This is a genomic window from Pseudomonas sp. E6002, from assembly GCF_013385565.1.
Taxonomy (GTDB): domain Bacteria; phylum Pseudomonadota; class Gammaproteobacteria; order Pseudomonadales; family Pseudomonadaceae; genus Aquipseudomonas.
This window is the reverse complement of sequence record NZ_JACAPT010000011.1, coordinates 110,767-127,026: the sequence shown is the minus strand read 5'-3', so window position 1 is coordinate 127,026 and position 16,260 is coordinate 110,767. Positions and strand designations below refer to the sequence as shown.

At 61.5% G+C, this 16,260-nt stretch carries 14 protein-coding genes; 4 read left to right on the top strand and 10 right to left on the bottom strand.

The genetic code is table 11. The features are described 5' to 3' along the window. Positions 1 to 135 precede the first annotated feature (135 nt). From HX815_RS12365 to HX815_RS12345, 5 genes are all read right to left on the bottom strand, one after another. Positions 136 to 1,581 carry an outer membrane protein transport protein gene (locus HX815_RS12365; protein ID WP_177022785.1) on the bottom strand — a complete coding sequence of 482 codons (1,446 nt, stop codon included), beginning with the start codon at positions 1,579 to 1,581 and terminating at the stop codon, positions 136 to 138. Positions 1,582 to 2,039: 458 nt separating this feature from the next. Further along, on the bottom strand, positions 2,040 to 2,525 hold the full coding sequence (praB, locus tag HX815_RS12360; RefSeq protein ID WP_177022784.1) for an alkane oxidation protein activator PraB: 486 nt from the start codon (positions 2,523 to 2,525) through the stop codon (positions 2,040 to 2,042). A 131-nt stretch (positions 2,526 to 2,656) separates the two neighbouring features. Then, positions 2,657 to 3,151, bottom strand: a complete 495-nt coding sequence (gene praA / locus HX815_RS12355) for an alkane oxidation protein activator PraA (RefSeq protein ID WP_177019417.1) — start codon at positions 3,149 to 3,151, stop codon at positions 2,657 to 2,659. Positions 3,152 to 3,298: 147 nt separating this feature from the next. Then, the gene (locus tag HX815_RS12350; protein WP_087694132.1) at positions 3,299 to 4,579 is read right to left on the bottom strand and encodes an alkane 1-monooxygenase; all 1,281 of its coding nucleotides are present in this window, start codon (positions 4,577 to 4,579) and stop codon (positions 3,299 to 3,301) included. Positions 4,580 to 4,897: 318 nt separating this feature from the next. Then, on the bottom strand, positions 4,898 to 5,896 hold the full coding sequence (locus HX815_RS12345) for an alpha/beta fold hydrolase (protein ID WP_032899598.1): 999 nt from the start codon (positions 5,894 to 5,896) through the stop codon (positions 4,898 to 4,900). 303 nt (positions 5,897 to 6,199) lie between these two features. Between HX815_RS12345 and HX815_RS12340 the strand changes: the two genes are divergently transcribed. Genes HX815_RS12340 through HX815_RS12330 form a run of 3 tightly spaced genes read left to right on the top strand, consistent with a single transcriptional unit; the run spans position 6,200 to position 9,489 of the window. Further along, complete coding sequence (locus HX815_RS12340; protein WP_102369303.1) at positions 6,200 to 7,735, top strand: NAD(P)/FAD-dependent oxidoreductase; 1,536 nt, start codon at positions 6,200 to 6,202, stop codon at positions 7,733 to 7,735. Then, the gene (locus HX815_RS12335) at positions 7,732 to 8,631 is read left to right on the top strand and encodes an SDR family oxidoreductase (RefSeq protein WP_177028329.1); all 900 of its coding nucleotides are present in this window, start codon (positions 7,732 to 7,734) and stop codon (positions 8,629 to 8,631) included. Before HX815_RS12340 ends, HX815_RS12335 begins: the two co-directional genes overlap by 4 nt. Positions 8,632 to 8,646: 15 nt before the next feature. Then, a complete protein-coding gene (locus HX815_RS12330; RefSeq protein WP_177028328.1) occupies positions 8,647 to 9,489 on the top strand; it encodes a metal-dependent hydrolase in 843 nt (280 codons plus the stop codon). A gap of 6 nt (positions 9,490 to 9,495) precedes the next feature. On the opposite strand, the gene HX815_RS12325 is transcribed toward HX815_RS12330, so the two are convergent. Further along, positions 9,496 to 10,134, bottom strand: coding sequence for a ribonuclease T2 (locus HX815_RS12325; RefSeq protein WP_003214647.1), 639 nt, complete (start codon positions 10,132 to 10,134; stop codon positions 9,496 to 9,498). 36 nt (positions 10,135 to 10,170) lie between these two features. Then, a complete protein-coding gene (locus HX815_RS12320) occupies positions 10,171 to 11,151 on the bottom strand; it encodes a Gfo/Idh/MocA family protein (RefSeq protein ID WP_087694134.1) in 981 nt (326 codons plus the stop codon). Positions 11,152 to 11,292: 141 nt separating this feature from the next. Between HX815_RS12320 and HX815_RS12315 the strand changes: the two genes are divergently transcribed. Further along, the gene (locus HX815_RS12315) at positions 11,293 to 11,655 is read left to right on the top strand and encodes an NUDIX hydrolase (RefSeq protein ID WP_102369305.1); all 363 of its coding nucleotides are present in this window, start codon (positions 11,293 to 11,295) and stop codon (positions 11,653 to 11,655) included. Here HX815_RS12315 and HX815_RS12310 read toward each other — a convergent pair. From HX815_RS12310 to rocD, 3 genes are read right to left on the bottom strand one after another with little or no spacing between them, the layout of a single operon-like run. Further along, on the bottom strand, positions 11,652 to 12,365 hold the full coding sequence (locus HX815_RS12310; RefSeq protein WP_003214641.1) for a transporter substrate-binding domain-containing protein: 714 nt from the start codon (positions 12,363 to 12,365) through the stop codon (positions 11,652 to 11,654). The two genes, HX815_RS12315 and HX815_RS12310, sit on opposite strands and share 4 nt — an antisense overlap. Continuing rightward, positions 12,358 to 15,009 carry an aconitate hydratase AcnA gene (gene acnA, locus HX815_RS12305; protein WP_177022779.1) on the bottom strand — a complete coding sequence of 884 codons (2,652 nt, stop codon included), beginning with the start codon at positions 15,007 to 15,009 and terminating at the stop codon, positions 12,358 to 12,360. Before acnA ends, HX815_RS12310 begins: the two co-directional genes overlap by 8 nt. Beyond that, positions 15,006 to 16,199, bottom strand: coding sequence for an ornithine--oxo-acid transaminase (rocD, locus tag HX815_RS12300; RefSeq protein ID WP_087694138.1), 1,194 nt, complete (start codon positions 16,197 to 16,199; stop codon positions 15,006 to 15,008). The genes acnA and rocD overlap by 4 nt, the downstream gene beginning before the upstream one ends. Positions 16,200 to 16,260 lie beyond the last annotated feature (61 nt).

Below are 16,260 nucleotides of genomic sequence, written 5' to 3'. Positions count from 1 at the left end.
TGAACGGGGTCAGCCTTGCAGGTTAAGCGCAAGGATTCGACATCGGGCGCCAGGGCTACCCATCAATAGACGACAGCGTGGAGCCGGGCAGCAAGATGCGCTGGCTGCCCTTCTCCACGACTGCCCTCGACAACCTTAGAACTTATAGGTTGCCGACAAGCTGACCACATCCCCCGAGGATTCAGCCTCGCCGTCCAACTGCGCCGCACCGAGACGATCAACGTTCTTGGTCTTCAGGTTGACCTTCTGCACGAACTGGTGCGAGTACGCGGCATCCACCGACAGGCCAGGAATAGCCTTGATGTCATAACCGGCACCAAATGCCAGGAAGTAACGGTCACCGTCCGGGATTCGCGGGTCCCGGGTAGAGTTGCGGGTAGGTGTCTGGTCGTAAGCCACACCGGCGCGCAGGGTGAGTTCGTCGGTGGCTTTGTAGTCGCCGCCAATCGAGGTCATCCAGGCGTTTTTGTAGTTGTAGGGAATGGCAACAATGGTGGTGCCCTGGGATTTGAGCGTCAGGTCCTGGAAGGAAGACCATTCAGTCCAGGTAGCACTCACCCCCAACGTCCAGCGGTCGTTGAACTGGTGAACCCAGTCAACCGAAGCGGTAGCCGGGATATCCAGTTGGGTACTGGCGTGGGCACCGTCCGGGAACAGCTTGAGACCTGGGTAGGCGATTTCAACCAGAGTTTCGCCGTTCGGACCGATCGGATTGGTCATCGCGTTACGGCCGACGGCATCTGTATAGATGTTGTATTTGCCGGTCATCTTGTTTTTGATCTTGGCGTGATAGTTCAAGCCAAGTGTGTCTTGCAGCGTCGGCTTCCAAACCACGCCACCAAACCAGCCCACAGAGATGTTATCGACTTTCACGCGCATCAAGGAATGCCCCAGCCCCGTGGGGAGACCCGCGCCGCCAAGTCCTGGAGACACATCCGCAGCGGCCAGCAAATCAACGTTCTGGCTGACGAACCCTTGACTGCGCTGGACGATGGCACCACCACCGACCGAGAACTGATCATTGACCTTGAACGACAGGGAACCGGTCAGACCGATGGTCTCGATTTTGGTATCAACCGCGAAATCCCGCAGTTTGGAGTCTTCGTTCCAAGTGGTTTTCATACCCTGTGGCACGACTTGGCTCAGACCAAAGGCGAAACGGTCGCCCATGGGAATCACCAGAAAGCCCGTCGGCAGCCAAGCGGTGAAACCGCCTTGCCCACCATTGTTAGTGTTGAGGACCGGGTCGCCCGTATTGCCCAGGTCATCCAGTACGGGCGTATTGGTCACCGGGTTGCCCGCGTAGTCATAGGCCTGGCCGGTGTATTTGATCTTGATCCGAGCATAGTCAACGGTTTGCTGCGCGATGGTTGAATCGATAAAGGCCATGGCTGCCGGGTTGTTGTACGCGGCACTGGGGTCATTTTTGAACAGTGAACCACCACCAAACGCACGACCCCATCCTGGCGCGCCGAAGGTCGGTGTGGAGAACCCACCCGCCTGCACTTGCCCCGTGGTCATCAGCCCCCCCAGCAGGGCCAGTCCCAGTAACGTGTGAGCGTGTTGTTTCTTATTGTTCATGCGGTACTCCTTATTATTATTTACACCCGGCCCCTGCCGGTGGGTCGTGTAACCACAGAACGTCTTTCAAAGAACGCCTGTCCTGGAACGGTGTAACGGTGTATCGGTATTCAGGAATGGGTGGTGAGCGAGCCGGTCAGCGTGGCGTTCAACGACACCAAAGTGCAGTAGCCACTCATGGCTTGATTGGTTGCGCTCAACACGTGGGTAGAAACGTCGACGGCAGCTTCAACACAACACTGCCTTTGGTTACGCTGAACGGACCCGGCGGGCTGAAACCCGCCGCAACCGCAATGAATGAGGCAACGCCCAGAGCCGCTGACATCGAACCCAGGCGTGCTGTTTTCACAAGGCTTTGCATTGTCATGTTCCCCAGACAATTAATACCGTATCCAACCGGTGCCTCACACGAGGCACCGGTCTTTCAACGGGGTGATCAGCCCTTTACGGAGTCGCGCTTACGGGTTAACGGTCAGCGTTGGGGCAACAACACTCAGCGAAACCACGGTGCAGTTGCCGGTCAGCGCCTGATTGGCTGCCGAAAGCGTTTTGGTGCCTGGAGTCCAGGTAACAGCGATGGTGGTTGGCCCGCAGTTGGTGGCCGGGATCGAGGTGATCTTGTAGCCGACGTTGGTTACGCTACCGGTGGTACCCGTTGCAGCCGTCAGTACCCAAGGCAGGTTGGTCAGCGTTGGCAGGCCACACAGACCGCCACCGGTCAGGGATGCGCCATTGATCGAGGCCACGCCACCGCTAACGTTGCCGGTAAAGGTGATGCCGCAGGTCACGGCTGCACCGAAGGACGAAGGCGACTTCACGACGATGGTGCCAGCGTTGGTCGAGAACGGACCATCCGGGGAGATGGAAGCCGCGCTGGCCATGGAAGCTGCGCCGAAGCACACTGCGAAAGAAGTTGCACAAACGAGGGTTTTCAAGCTTTTCATTATTTTTCCTCACATGTTATGGCGAGTCATTTCGCCAGGGGTAATGGCCATGATCGAGAGGTCACGGTGAATCTGCAGAACTTCCCTTTCCAGCCAAATTTCAATTCAATTACCGCTACAACATCCCACTGTTACTCAACAACTTTGAAACTCGGCGGCATCTTGATCGACACCGTCTTGATCTTGCAGTCTTCGCCGATAGGCACATTCGACGCTTCCAGCTTGCCGGTGGCGTTATCCCAGGTTCCATCGGCAGTAGAAGGCCCGCACTTGCCGCCCAAACCAAAGGCATGCACATCCACGGCGATCTTCGACATCGAGCCGCTCCTGGTATCTTTAGCCACCAATACCCACGGCAAGTTGATGGCTTCGACCCGGCTGCACTTGAGGCCGCCGTCGAACTCAACTTTGTCGACATTTACTGACGACCCATCCGCCGCCACTTTGCCGGCGACCTTGATGGTGCAATCCGCGCTGATCAGCGCGCCTTTGGAAAAGCTGATGGGGCCCTGGGCAGTAAACGCGCTGCCGGCAGGTTCGATACGGGCGGCCTGGGCCTGGTGGTAAACGATCAGGCCCAGCGCGGCCAATACAATGTGCGTGGTGAACTTGGCAGGGTTTTGCATGGTGTACGTCCTTCCCTTCATTTTATTTTTTGTTCGGGTCAAACAACTGTCTTGCAACTAAGCCGTACTCGAAACCGGTAAAGCCTGGGCGATGAAAACCTGCGCGATACACAGATCCCGAGTACGCCCTACAACTGACTGCTTTCGTTAGAAGGGTCTGGTGGTGTTGCTGTACTTCTCCAGGTACTTCAAACGCTGTGAAGGTTGAAGATTGGTCAGGGTAATATCCCCGGCGTAATGATTAAGTACCCGGTGATCCATGCGTCGTCGCCACAAGTACGGTACATACGCCCAGACAATCATGCTGGCATAACCGTATGGGAGTTGCGGCGATTCATCAAAATGACGCAGTGACTGATAACTTCTGGTTGGGTTGGCGTGATGGTCGGAGTGCCGCTGCAGTTGGAACAGAAAGATATTGGTGACAATCCGATTACTGTTCCAGGAATGGCGTGGCGAGCAACGCTCATAACGACCGTTGGGCAACTTCTGGCGTTTCAGGCCGTAGTGCTCGACATAGTTCACCACTTCCAGCAGCGAGAAACCGTAGATGCCCTGGATGATCAGGAATGGAATCACTGCCGCGCCCAGCCAGGCAATCATCGCGCCCCACAACACCACGCTGTACATCCAGGCGCTGAGTACGGCGTTTTTCCAGTGCCAGGCCGGCAGGCCGAGTTTGCGCAGGCGTTCACGTTCCAGGTTCCACGCCGAGCGTGCGCTGAACCATACCGAGCGCGGCAGGAAGGCCCAGAAGCTCTCCCCCAACCGCGAACTGGCCGGGTCTTCCGGGGTGGCGACGCGCACGTGGTGGCCACGGTTGTGTTCGGTGTAGAAGTGCCCGTAGAAGGTCGGCGCCAGGGTGATCTTGGCCAGCACGACTTCCAGCAGGCGCGGCTTGTGCCCCAGCTCATGGGCGGTGTTGATGGCGATGCCGGTGGCAGCGCCAGTGGACATTGCCATGCCCAGGTAGGTGAACCAGCTCACCTCGCCATGCAGCTCGGTGCGCGCGGTGATGAACGCGGCGGTTTTCGCCAGCCAGCTCGACGGGTCCAGGGTGGCGGTGGCATGCAACAGGCCGCCATTGATAATCCAGTCGATGCCGCCTGCGGCCAGCCACCCGGTGACCACCAGGGATGAGATGACAAACAGCACGCCGGTGTAGACGATCCAGCGGTAGTAGCTTTGGGATTCGAGGTTGCTGACGGCGGACTCGGGCGGGTTGCTGACGTCTTCACCCAGCAGGCCGTCGATCAGCGGGATCAGGCCGAAGATCACCAGCACACCGACCCACCACAGTTGTTGCACGCCGGTAGTGATGGCCAGGGCGCCAGAGAGAATTGGGGTTGCCAGGGGCATGATGCCGAGCCACCACAGGTGGCGCTTGCCGTCGGTCCAGACGTTCGGGGCAGCCAGGGTCTGATTCATGGCAGCCTCCGCACGACGCAGGTAGGCAGGGAGCAAAAATCAACACTGGACAGGTACACGGAGCGGTGACTGCCCCGAGAATTCAACCATGCGATAAAAGGCGTTTTTTTCATTATTTTATTCGCTCTTAGGCATTTCAAAAATTGTTTCAAATTAGACATTGAAATAATTTTTTTAAATAAATAGCGCGGAATCGTTAGGTCGTCAACTAGTTTCTTGAACCCTTTTGAACGTGACCGGGCAGTCTCTTTTTCAGCCGTTTGGTCAGGTGTCTAGGGCAAGCATTGACGAGTTCGAACCGCGAGTTCAGTCGCACAATTATTTACTCGCCAACGCAAACGGCGGGTGCAACACCGTGGCGCTTTCCGGCGGCCGGACGCGCTTGGCTATCTGCTCGACCACCGCCGCGACACGCTCGGTGGCCGTGATCGGCAACATATGCCCGCGCCCTTCCACCAGCTGCAGCTTCAGGCCCGGCACCAGGCTGGCCAGGGCCTGCCCGTGTTTGCGGAAATCCAGCACCTTGTCCTGCGCGCCATAAATCAGCCCGATCGGCAACGTCAGCTGTGGGTAGCGCTTGACCATGTCCGGCAGGAAATCGTTGACCAGGTTGATCTCGGTGGAGGCGGCATAGAAGTTCTCGGGCCGCATGCCCAACAAGCCGCCGCCACGGGTGGCGAAGTCTTCCGGGGCCGGGTCGGGGGCAAACACGCCCTTGACCACCGAGCCTTTGGTCAGCAATCCGATCGGCATGGTCAGGGTGTGCGACATAAAGCGTCGCAGCCATCCCGGGCGTATCGCCAACGACATAAACACCAGCGGCAGCAGGCGCTGGGGATGGGTCAGGGGCGCCACCAGGATCAATCCGGACACCGCGTGGGGATGGTCCAGGGCCAGGGCCAGGGCAATCGCCCCGCCGAGGGAATGCCCCAGCACCAGCGGCTTCTCCAGGTCCAGCGTCTGGATAAAGCTGGCGACTTGCCGGGCCTGGCCAGGCAGGTCCGCGGCCGTGCCGGCATGCCGGGTGGAATAACCCGACCCCGGACGATCCACGGTGATCACTCGAAAGTGCTCACGCAATTGGGCAGACAAGGCGTACGTCAAGTTGCGACTGCTGCCCATCAGCCCGTGGATCATCACCAGCGGTGGGCCCTTGCCCTCGTCTACATAATGAAAGCGCTCGCCGTTGATCTCCAGAAAGCGCCCGTTGATCGGAACAGCAGCCTCTATACGCCGTGTCATCCGGGCACTGAAGGCCCACAACACTACGCTTAACCCTACACACACACCTGCAGCGACAACCCACTCGACAGCCATAGCTCGGTCCTCTGCATCCCTGCGTTGCTGGCGGCCCGACCGGTATTGGTCAAGGCCTCAGCCATCGTCCACCCTGGACCTTAACTGTGTGCGTACAAGCTCTCGTCCGTCGGATAAGTCGCACATGAGGAACTGGGTCGTAGCCTAGACGATATTTTCAGGTAGATTATTTAAAATCTTTTTTAAAATAAATAATTCAATTTTCCTTTGCAATGGTGTTCTATCTAAAAAGCCAAAACAAAAACAAGGAGCACATCCGATGTCGACACCCGTAAGGCGCCACCGGCCCACGAGGGACAGCCTATGAATGCCCATGACACCATCGACATCGCCATCATCGGTTCCGGATTTGCCGGGCTGTGCATGGCGATCAAACTCAAGGAAGCCGGGTTCCACGACTTCTTTATTGCCGAACAGGCCGATGCTCTCGGCGGCACCTGGCGGGACAACCACTACCCCGGTTGCGCCTGCGACGTGCAATCCCATGTCTATTCGTTTTCCTTTGCGCCCAACCCGGACTGGACCCGGCAATTTGCGCCACAGGCGGAGATTCGCGCCTACCTGGAGCAGTGCGCCCGGCGCTTCGAACTGGCGCCGTTCCTGCGCTTTGGCATGGGCCTGGAGAAGGCGGTATTTGATGAGGGGCAACAGCGCTGGAGCCTGAGCTTCAGCAATGGCCGCCAGGTGAGTGCGCGGGTGCTGGTGTCGGGAATGGGCGGCCTGTCGCGCCCGGCACTGCCGGATATTCCGGGCCTGGACAGCTTCAAGGGCAAGCGCTTCCACTCCCAACAGTGGGACCACGAGTATTCATTGAAGGGCAAGCGCGTGGCGGTGATTGGCACCGGCGCCAGTGCCATTCAGTTCGTGCCGCAGATTGCGCCGCAGGTGGCCCACCTGGACCTGTTCCAGCGCACCCCGCCGTGGATCATGCCCAAGCCCGACCGGCCGATTTCACGCTTCGAGCGCTGGGCATTCAAGCACCTGCCGTTCACCCAGCGCCTGGTACGCGGCGCGTTCTATTGGGCACTGGAAGGCCGCGTGGTGGGCTTTGCCCTGCACCCGCGCCTGATGAAAATGGTGCAGAAAATCGCCGTGCGCCACCTGCACAAACAAGTGGCCCGCCCTTCCCTGCGCAAGACCCTGACGCCGGACTACACCATCGGCTGCAAGCGCGTGCTGATCTCCAACGACTACTACCCGGCCCTGTCCCGCAGCAATGTGCAGGTGGTAACCGACAACGTGCTGCGCATCGAGGCCGACGGGGTGATCACCGCCGACGGCATCAAGCACCCGGCTGACTGCCTCATCTTCGGCACCGGCTTCCAGGCCACCGATCCGCTGCCCCGCAACTGCATCATCGGGCGCCACGGCATCGACCTGATGGACACCTGGCAAGACGGCGCCCACGCCTACCTGGGCACCACGGTGCCGGGCTATCCGAACCTGTTCCTGATCGTCGGCCCCAACACCGGGCTGGGGCATAACTCGATGATTCTGATGATCGAGGCCCAGGTCACCTACATCCTCGATGCCCTGCAGCAAATGCAGCGTCATCGCATCGCCACGGTGGACGTCAAGCCGGCGGTGGAACTGGCCTACAACGCCAGGCTGCAGGAAAAACTCAACGGCACCATCTGGTCCACCGGCGGCTGCAAGAGCTGGTACCTGGACCCACGCACCGGCAAGAACACCACGCTGTGGCCCGGCTCCACCTGGCGTTTCAAGCAGGTCACCCGGCATTTCGCCCTCAAGGACTACGTCGCCAGCCTGGTGCCGATACCGTCCACCGCGCGCCCGGCCGCAACGCCCCACACCACCGCAGAAGGGAGCCTGTCATGAAGTCATTCAACGGCCGCGTGGCGGCCATTACCGGCGCCGCTTCCGGCATGGGCCGCGCGTTGGCCCTGGCGTTGGCGCGTGAAGGCTGCCACCTGGCGCTGGCGGATAAAAACAGCCAGGGCCTGGAGCAGACCGTCGCACTGATCAAGGCCCAGGTGCTTGCACCGGTGCTGGTCACCTCGCAGGTGCTGGACGTTTCCGAGCGCCAGGCCGTGGAAGACTGGGGCGCCCGATGCGCCGCCGAACATGGCCAGATCAACCTGATCTTCAACAACGCCGGCGTCGCGCTGTCGAGCACCGTCGAAGGCGTGGACTACACCGACCTGGAATGGATCGTCGGGATCAACTTCTGGGGCGTGGTGTACGGCACCAAGGCCTTTTTGCCGTACCTCAAGGCCAGCGGCGATGGGCATGTGGTCAACACTTCCAGCGTGTTCGGCCTGTTCGCCCAGCCGGGCATGAGCGGCTACAACGCCACCAAGTTCGCCGTGCGTGGTTTTACCGAGTCCTTGCGCCAGGAACTCGACCTGCAGAAAAGCGGGGTCTCGGCCACCTGCGTGCACCCTGGCGGGATCCGCACCGACATCTGCCGCAGCAGCCGGATCGACGCCAACATGACCGGCTTCCTGATTCACAGCGAACAGCAGGCCCGGGCCGACTTCGAAAAGCTGTTCATCACCGACGCCGACCAGGCCGCCAAAGTGATCCTGCAAGGCGTACGCAAAAACAAACGCCGCGTGCTGATTGGCCGCGACGCCTATTTTCTGGACCTGCTCGCCCGCTGCCTGCCTGCCGCCTATCAAGCGCTGGTGGTGTTGGCCAGCAAACGCATGGCGCCCAAGCAACGCAATGCGCCCTCGCCCGTCCTTGAAACCAACGAAGAGCACCGTCTCTGAACTGGAGTACCGACCATGCTGCCGATTCGCCGCGACCTCCGTTTTGCCCTGCCGGCCGAACGCATCAAGGACTGGCATGAACAAGGCCCGTTCATTACCCACTTTTTCAACGCACTGTCGTTGCTGTTTCCCCAGGGCGAACTGTTCTTCATGGACAGCGTGCGTCACTACCGCCAGCGCATCGAAGACCCGGAGCTGAAGAAAGAAATCCAGGGCTTCATCGGCCAGGAAGCCATGCACAGCCGCGAGCACGTGGCCTACAACGATCTGCTGCAAGCCGCAGGGCTGCCGGCGAATACCCTCGACCGTCGGCTGAAGATGATCCTCGACGCGCAAAAGAAATACCTGCCCGCCTCCTTCAACCTGACGGTGACCATTGCCCTGGAGCACTACACCGCGATGCTCGCGGAAATCCTCCTCAGCGACCCGTCGCGGTTCGGGGATTCGGTCAAGGGTTACCAGCAGATGTGGTACTGGCATGCCCTGGAAGAAACCGAGCACAAGGCGGTGGCGTTTGATGTGTGGAACAGCGTGATCAAGCCCGGGCCCAAGCGTTATCTGCTGCGCACTTCCACCATGCTCATCACCACGGGGCTGTTCTGGCTGACGATCCTGGACTTTCACCTGCGCCTGTTGTTTGCCGACCGGCGTTCGGGCGGGCATTTGAAGGGCTTCTGGCGGATGCTCAAGTTTCTGTACGGACCCAAGGGCGTGTTCCCGCGCATGGCGCTGCCCTGGTTGCATTACTTCAAGCCCGGGTTCCATCCCTGGGACCACGACAACCGGGCACGCCTGGCGGGCATTGACCGCCTGGTGGAAGAGATCGAGCAGGCCCATAAAGGTTATGGGCCCGCCTGAGTCAGCTTAGCGCTGGGTCGGGATCCGAATATCGCCATCCCGGCACTGGCTCTTGACGCTGCGCGGGCAGCCGGCAAACGCCAGGTCCTTGGTCAGGCACACCCGCACCTCGGTCAGCACGGCACCCTTGCAGATCACCGCAAGGCCATGGTTGCCCATGGCCGGGTTGCTCTCGCGAAACAGCGCTTCGATGTCCCGCGCGCCCAGGCCGCTTCGGACATTGAAGGGCTCAAGCTGCTGCGGGATCTTGACCACGCTGAGCGCTGCATCGGTCTTGTCCAGGTAAGCCGAAGCCTCAAGGCCGCTGCAGGTGCCGTGCTTGGCCCATTCATGCCTGAGCAGTTTGGGCGACGGGAACAGTGTCCTGCCCCGGGCGAAGTCTGCATCCGACAAGCGCGACTGCGGCTCACACGAAGCCGGCCAGCCGCCCTTCGCGTACTGCGGCCACAGCCCATGCAGGACAAACCCGTAGCCCTTGCCCGAACACTGCTGGTCGTCCGGGTGCGTCAGGCAGAAGGTCGGCGACCAGGACAGCGACAACACATAAAAGTCAAACTCCCCGGCCTGCCCCTGGGCCCGTGGCGCTGCCGTCGCGGCCCCGGCCAACGCCAGGCAAAGCACAATCCAGGCTGCTTTCATTTTCATCCGTTCATTCCTTAAAAAGACAAAATTAAAGCACCGCTAAACCGCCAGGTTGGGGTTACGTTGTAGCACCCGGTCCATGACCCGGTCGGTCTTCAACGCCTCGATCGCCAGTGCCGGGTGTTTGCTCTCGCCGCGAATATGCGCATTCATCCCCAGCACGTGATGCCACTGGATATGTGCATGGTTGGGCACCTCCAGCACCTCGCTGGTCTCGCCCTCAAGCCGCAACGGCGCCTCATCGAACACCGAAAACGTGATGCGGCCCTTGCTGCCGATCATCTCCACCCGGTCTTCGCGCCGGTCGGCGACAAAGTTCCAGCAGCCCATGCCCAGCGCGCCCGAGGCGAACGTCCAGCAGGCGGTGACGGCATCTTCGGCGGCATAGCGCCCCGCCTGGCGCGCGGTAAACCCTGCCACCTCGACGATATCCCCGACCAGGTACTGGAACAGGTCAAAACCGTGGCTGGCCAGGTCGGCAAAATACCCGCCGCCGGCAATCGCCGGGTCGGTGCGCCAGTTGGCACTGCTGGCATCGTCTTCCGAAGGCGGCTTGCACAGGGTCCAGGTCAGGTGACGCAATTCGCCGATGCGCCCGTCCTGCAGCCAGTCCCGCACCTGCTGGAAGCGTGGCAGGGAACGCCGGTAATAGGAGACAAACAGGTGCAGCCCGGCCTGTTCGAAGGTGCGCTGCATCAGCGCGCTTTGCTCGGCATTCAGGGACATGGGCTTCTCGACGCAGCAATGCTTGCCGGCAGCGGCCACCATCAGGCTGTATTCGAGGTGGCTGTCGGGCGGTGTGGCGATGTAGACCGCGTCTACTTCCGGGTCGTCGATCAGCGCCTGGGCGTCAGTGTAGAAACGGGCAATGCCGTGGCGTGCCGCATAATCGCGCACGGCCTCCTCGCGCCGCCCCATCACGGCCACCAGCGCAGAACCTGGCGCTTTGTAGAAGGCGGGTCCACTCTTGAGTTCAGTGACATCGCCACAGCCGATCATGCCCCAGCGTACGGTGTTCATCTGCATCTCCTTCAGGTGAGTTTTTTTCGATGGGGCAGTATCGGTGTTTTCCGGCCCCCTCTCCACCCTGCCGGATAAAGACTGAGCATGACAATTGCATTACACTTTTATGACAATCATCCAGCTGCGGGGGCACAGACGATGAAAATAAGGGCCACGGTGATTTGCGAGCACGACGGGCACATCCTGTTCGTGCGTAAAGCCCGCTCGAAATGGGCATTGCCCGGCGGCAAGGTCGAGCGCGATGAGCGGCCAGTGGGCGCGGCCGCGCGGGAGCTGGAAGAGGAAACCGGGCTGAACGTGGACGGTTTGCTGTTATTGCAGGAGCTGAAGGCCAGCGACACCCTGCACCATGTGTTCGAGGCGTCGGTGGTGAATATCGAAGATGCCCGGCCCCTGAGTGAAATCAAGGAATGCCAGTGGCATCCCTACAGTCGCCTGGATGACCTGGACACCACCCAGGCCACCCAGAAAATCGTCAAATCCTTCCTGCGCCGTCTCTAAGGCGCCGCCAGTTCCGGGCTTTGCCCGCTGCACAACAACGCCTGTCTTACCAGACCATTGGCTTTCTGCCGTTCGACAAAGGATTTGACGAACGCGGCAGCGGCTGCGTGCGCTACCGGTACCGCGACCGCCTGGCTAATGCTCATGAAGTCATCCTCCAGCAGGCGCCAGCGCTCATCCAGCCGGGTTCGCAGGTAATCCCGAACCCCGGCCGCGGCGTTCAGGCCTTGCTCGATAAACAGGTCTACGGCACCCGCCGAGGTCGGCGCGCGTACCAGTTCGGCATGCTGCACCGTGCGGCTCAGGTACAGGTCATACGCGGCACCCTGGCCGACGGCGATGCGTTGGCCCGGAGCATCGAGTTGGGTCACGCTGCCCAGGGGTGAATCCACCGCCACCAGGTACGTACCCTTGATGATCACGTAGGGCGCGCTGAAGGCGATTTCCTGCTCGCGCACCGGTTCGATGGCCAGGAATGCCACGCGCCAGCGGTCATCGCCCAGCGCGGCGAAGACCTTGCCCGCCGCATCAAAAGTGATCAACTCAAGGTCGACCGCCAACTCATCGGCCAGGGCCCTGGCCAGCGCCACCGACACGCCCTGGGGCTGGCCGTCCTCGCCACGCTGGGCCAGCACCGGGTTGCCAAAGTTGATGGCAGCCCTGAGCACACCCTCGGGGGCCAGTTGTTGCAGTACCTGCGGGTCAATCATTACGCGCTCCTAGAACAGTTCTTTGCACGGTCTTGCGAATGACGAAGGGCAAGACGCCGCCGTGTTCAAGGTAACCAACCTCCTGCAACGAGTCGAGGCGCAAGGTCAGGGGGGTACGCGTGGTCTCACCGGTGGCGCGGTCAATCTGCAAGGTGATCGGGTTGTCGCCGACCTGCAACGCGTCCAGGCCGAGGAAGCTCAGGGACTCACTGCCGTCGAGGTTCAAGTCCTGCACCGATGCGCCTTCATCGAACACCAGCGGCAACACACCCATGCCGATCAGGTTACTGCGATGGATTCGCTCGATACTGCGGGCCACCACCACCTTGATCCCCAGCAGGGTCAGGACTTTAGCTGCCCAGTCGCGGCTGGAGCCGGCACCGTAGTTGATCCCGGCGAACAACACGGTGGGTGTACCGGCGTAGCTCTGCGCGGCGAGGTACAGCGGCAGGTAGTCGCTGCGGTCGGCATTCCAGGCCCAGACACCCTGGCGCGGGGGCTGGTCGCAGGACAGCAGATTGTTCAGGCGCGGGTTGGTAAACGCGCCGCGCACCATCACTTCGTGGTTGCTGCGCCGGGTCGAATACTGGTTGAGGTCCGCCAGCGCTTCACCGCGCTCCCGCAGCCAGTGCCCGGCCAGGCTGTCGGCCGGAATCGTGCCAGCCGGGGAGATATGGTCGGTGGTGACGTTATCCCCCAGCACCACCAAAGCCCGGGCGTTGCTGATGGCCAAGGACGCGGCCGGCACCGGCGTTACCCCGGCAAGGTACTGCGGGCGGCGCAGGTAAGTGGAGGCCGGGTGCCAGGCAAACTGCACGCTGGCGTCGGCTTCCAGCGCCTGCCAATGGTGAGTGCCTTGCCACAGCAGTGCCTGGCGCTGGTGAAACAGCGCCGGGCGCACCACCGCCGCCACTTGCGCGGCCACCTCGGCTTCGCTGGGCATCAACTCATGCAGGAACACCGGCTGGCCGTGGGCATCCATCGCCAGCGGCTGGGCCGACAGGTCGGTGTCGATGCTGCCGGCAATCGCATAGGCCACGCACAACGCGGGCGAAGCAAGGTAGCCGGCAGGGACTTTCGGGTTGACCCGGCCTTCGAAATTGCGGTTGCCCGAGAGCACCACCACGCCTTTCAAGCCCTGCTCGGCGAACGTCTCGACATGGCGTTCGAGGCTGCCGGAATTACCGATGCAGGTCATGCAGCCAAAGCCCGCCAGGTCGAAACCCAGCGCGGCGAAATCCTCCAGCAAGCCGGCGGCTTCCAGGTAATCGGCCACCACCCGTGAGCCTGGCGACAGCGACGTCTTGACCCACGGTTTGCGCGTCAGCCCACGGGCGCGGGCGTTACGGGCGAAGAGCCCGGCCTGGATCATCTGCGCCGGGTTGGCGGTGTTGGTGCAACTGGTGATGGCCGACATCACCACCGCGCCATGGGTGATCGGCACCTGGAATGACGGCTCGAAGAAATCCTGCTTTTGCGCGCATACATGCTGATGAAACGACGCCCCGGCCTGGGCCAGGGACTGGCGCTGATGGGGCTGATGCGGGCCGGCGACACTCGGTTCAACCTGCGCCAGATCCAGCTCGATCAACTCATCGAACACCGGCTCGGGATCGTCGTCCCGGCGCCACAGAGATTGCGCCGACATGTAGGCCGAGACCTTGTTGATCAAGGCCTGCGGGCGCGCACTCAGGGTCAGGTACGCCAGCGTCTCGTCATCAAACGGGAAAAACACCACGGTCGCACCGTATTCCGGCGCCATGTTCGCCACGGTGCCCCGCGCCGCCCAACTCAGGGACGCCAGGCCCGGTCCGGTGAACTCGACAAACTTGCCGACCATGCTGCGCCGGCGCAGCAGTTCAGTCACCGTCAGTGCCAGGTCAGTGGCCGTCACGCCGTCGCGCAACGCATTGGTGACGCGAATGCCCACCACCTGCGGATAAGGAATCGGCACCGGTTCGCCGAGCATCGCCGCCTGCCCTTCCAGCCCGCCAACGCCCCAGCCCAGCACGCCGATGGCATTGATCATCGGCGTGTGGCTGTCGGTGGCGACCATGCAGTCGGGGTGCAACAGCACGTGGCCGTTGCGCGGCGCGCTTTCCCACACCACCTGGGCGATGGACTCCATGTTCATCTGGTGGATGATCCCGGTGCCCGGCGGGATCACCTTGAAGTTATCCAGGCTGGCCTGGGCCCACTTGATAAAACGGTAGCGCTCGCTGTTGCGGCGAAAATCGATGTCCAGGTTGGCATCCACCGCGCCCGCCTCGGCGTAGTGCTCGACGATCACCGAATGGTCGATGGTCAGCACCGCCGGGATCGAGGGGTTCACCGCCCGGGGATCACCGCCCAGTTCGGCCACCACATCGCGCATGCCGGCGAAATCCGCCAGGGCCGGCAGGCACGTGGTGTCGTGGAACATCAGCCGGTTGGGCTGGAACGGCACCTCGCAATCCGGCCCTTCGCCGATGGCCCGCGCCACTACCTGTGGCAACGAAGCCGGGGCGCAGCGGGCAATGTTTTCCAGGAGGATGCGCACGGAATACGGCAGGCGCTGCAGTTGCGCCGGGGTCAGCAACTGGTGCAGGTCGATCCAGGCAAAGCGCTGGCCGTCGATGTCGAGGTGACTGAGATACTCACTCATAGCTGTTTGAATACCCGCTCGATACGCTCAAGGCCCCAGTCCAGTTCTTCGCGGGTAATGGACAACGGCGGTGCGATGCGCAGTACGTTTTCGTGGGTTTCCTTGGTCAGCAGCCCTTCGGCCAGCAGCGCTTCGCAGATGGGCCGCGCATCGCGGTCCAGTTCCACGCCGACCCACAAGCCACGCCCGCGAATCTCGCGGATGGCCGGCGAGTGCATGGCCTTCAGGCGCTCCACCAGGTAATGGCCCAGTTGCGCGCTGTTATCGATCAAGCCCTCCTCTTCCAGCACCTTCAACGCTTCCAGGCCAATGGCCGCCGCCAACGGGTTGCCGCCGAAGGTCGAGCCGTGGCTGCCGGCGTCGAACAGGTCCATGATCGAATGATCAGCGACGAACGCCGACACCGGCATGATCCCGCCGCCCAGGGCTTTGCCGAGGATCAATGCATCGGGGCGAATGCCTTCGTGCTGGAAGGCAAACCACTTGCCGGTACGGCCCAGGCCGGACTGGATCTCATCGAGGATCAGCAAGGTGTTGGTCTGGTCGCACAGCTGGCGCAGTTCCCGCAGGAAACCCGCGGGCGGCACGCGAATGCCGGCCTCGCCCTGGATCGGCTCGATCAGCACCGCGCAGGTGTCGGCGGTAATGGCCTGGCGGAAACTCTCGATGTCACCGAAGCGCGCCTCGGTGAAACCGTTGCAGAATGGGCCGAAGTCGGCCTTGTAGTCCGCCTCCGACGAGAAGCCGACGATGGTCGAGGTGCGGCCGTGGAAATTGTTGTCGGCCACCACGATGTTGGCCTGATTGGCCGGGATGCCCTTGATCCGGTAGCCCCAGCGTCGCGCCGCCTTGATCGCGGTTTCCACAGCTTCGGCGCCACTGTTCATCGGCAGGGCCGAGTCGAAGCCCGTGATGCGGCACAAGGTCTTGAGGAAGTTGCCCAAGGGTTCGCTGTAGAACGCCCGGGACACCACGCTGATCTTGTCGATCTGCGCCACGGCGGCGGCGCGGATGCGCGGGTGGACATGGCCGTGGCTGACGGCGGAATAGGCCGACATCATGTCCAGGTAGCGCTTGTCATCATCGCCAATGGCCCAGACGCCCTCGCCCTTGACGATCACCACCGGCAAGGGGGAATAGTTGTGGGCGCAGAATTGGTTTTCGAGGGTGATTGCCGGGTTGGGGTGCATGGTGGGGATGTCCTGCCGAATAAATAATGAATGAACAACAAAGACCCAATGTGGGAGCGGG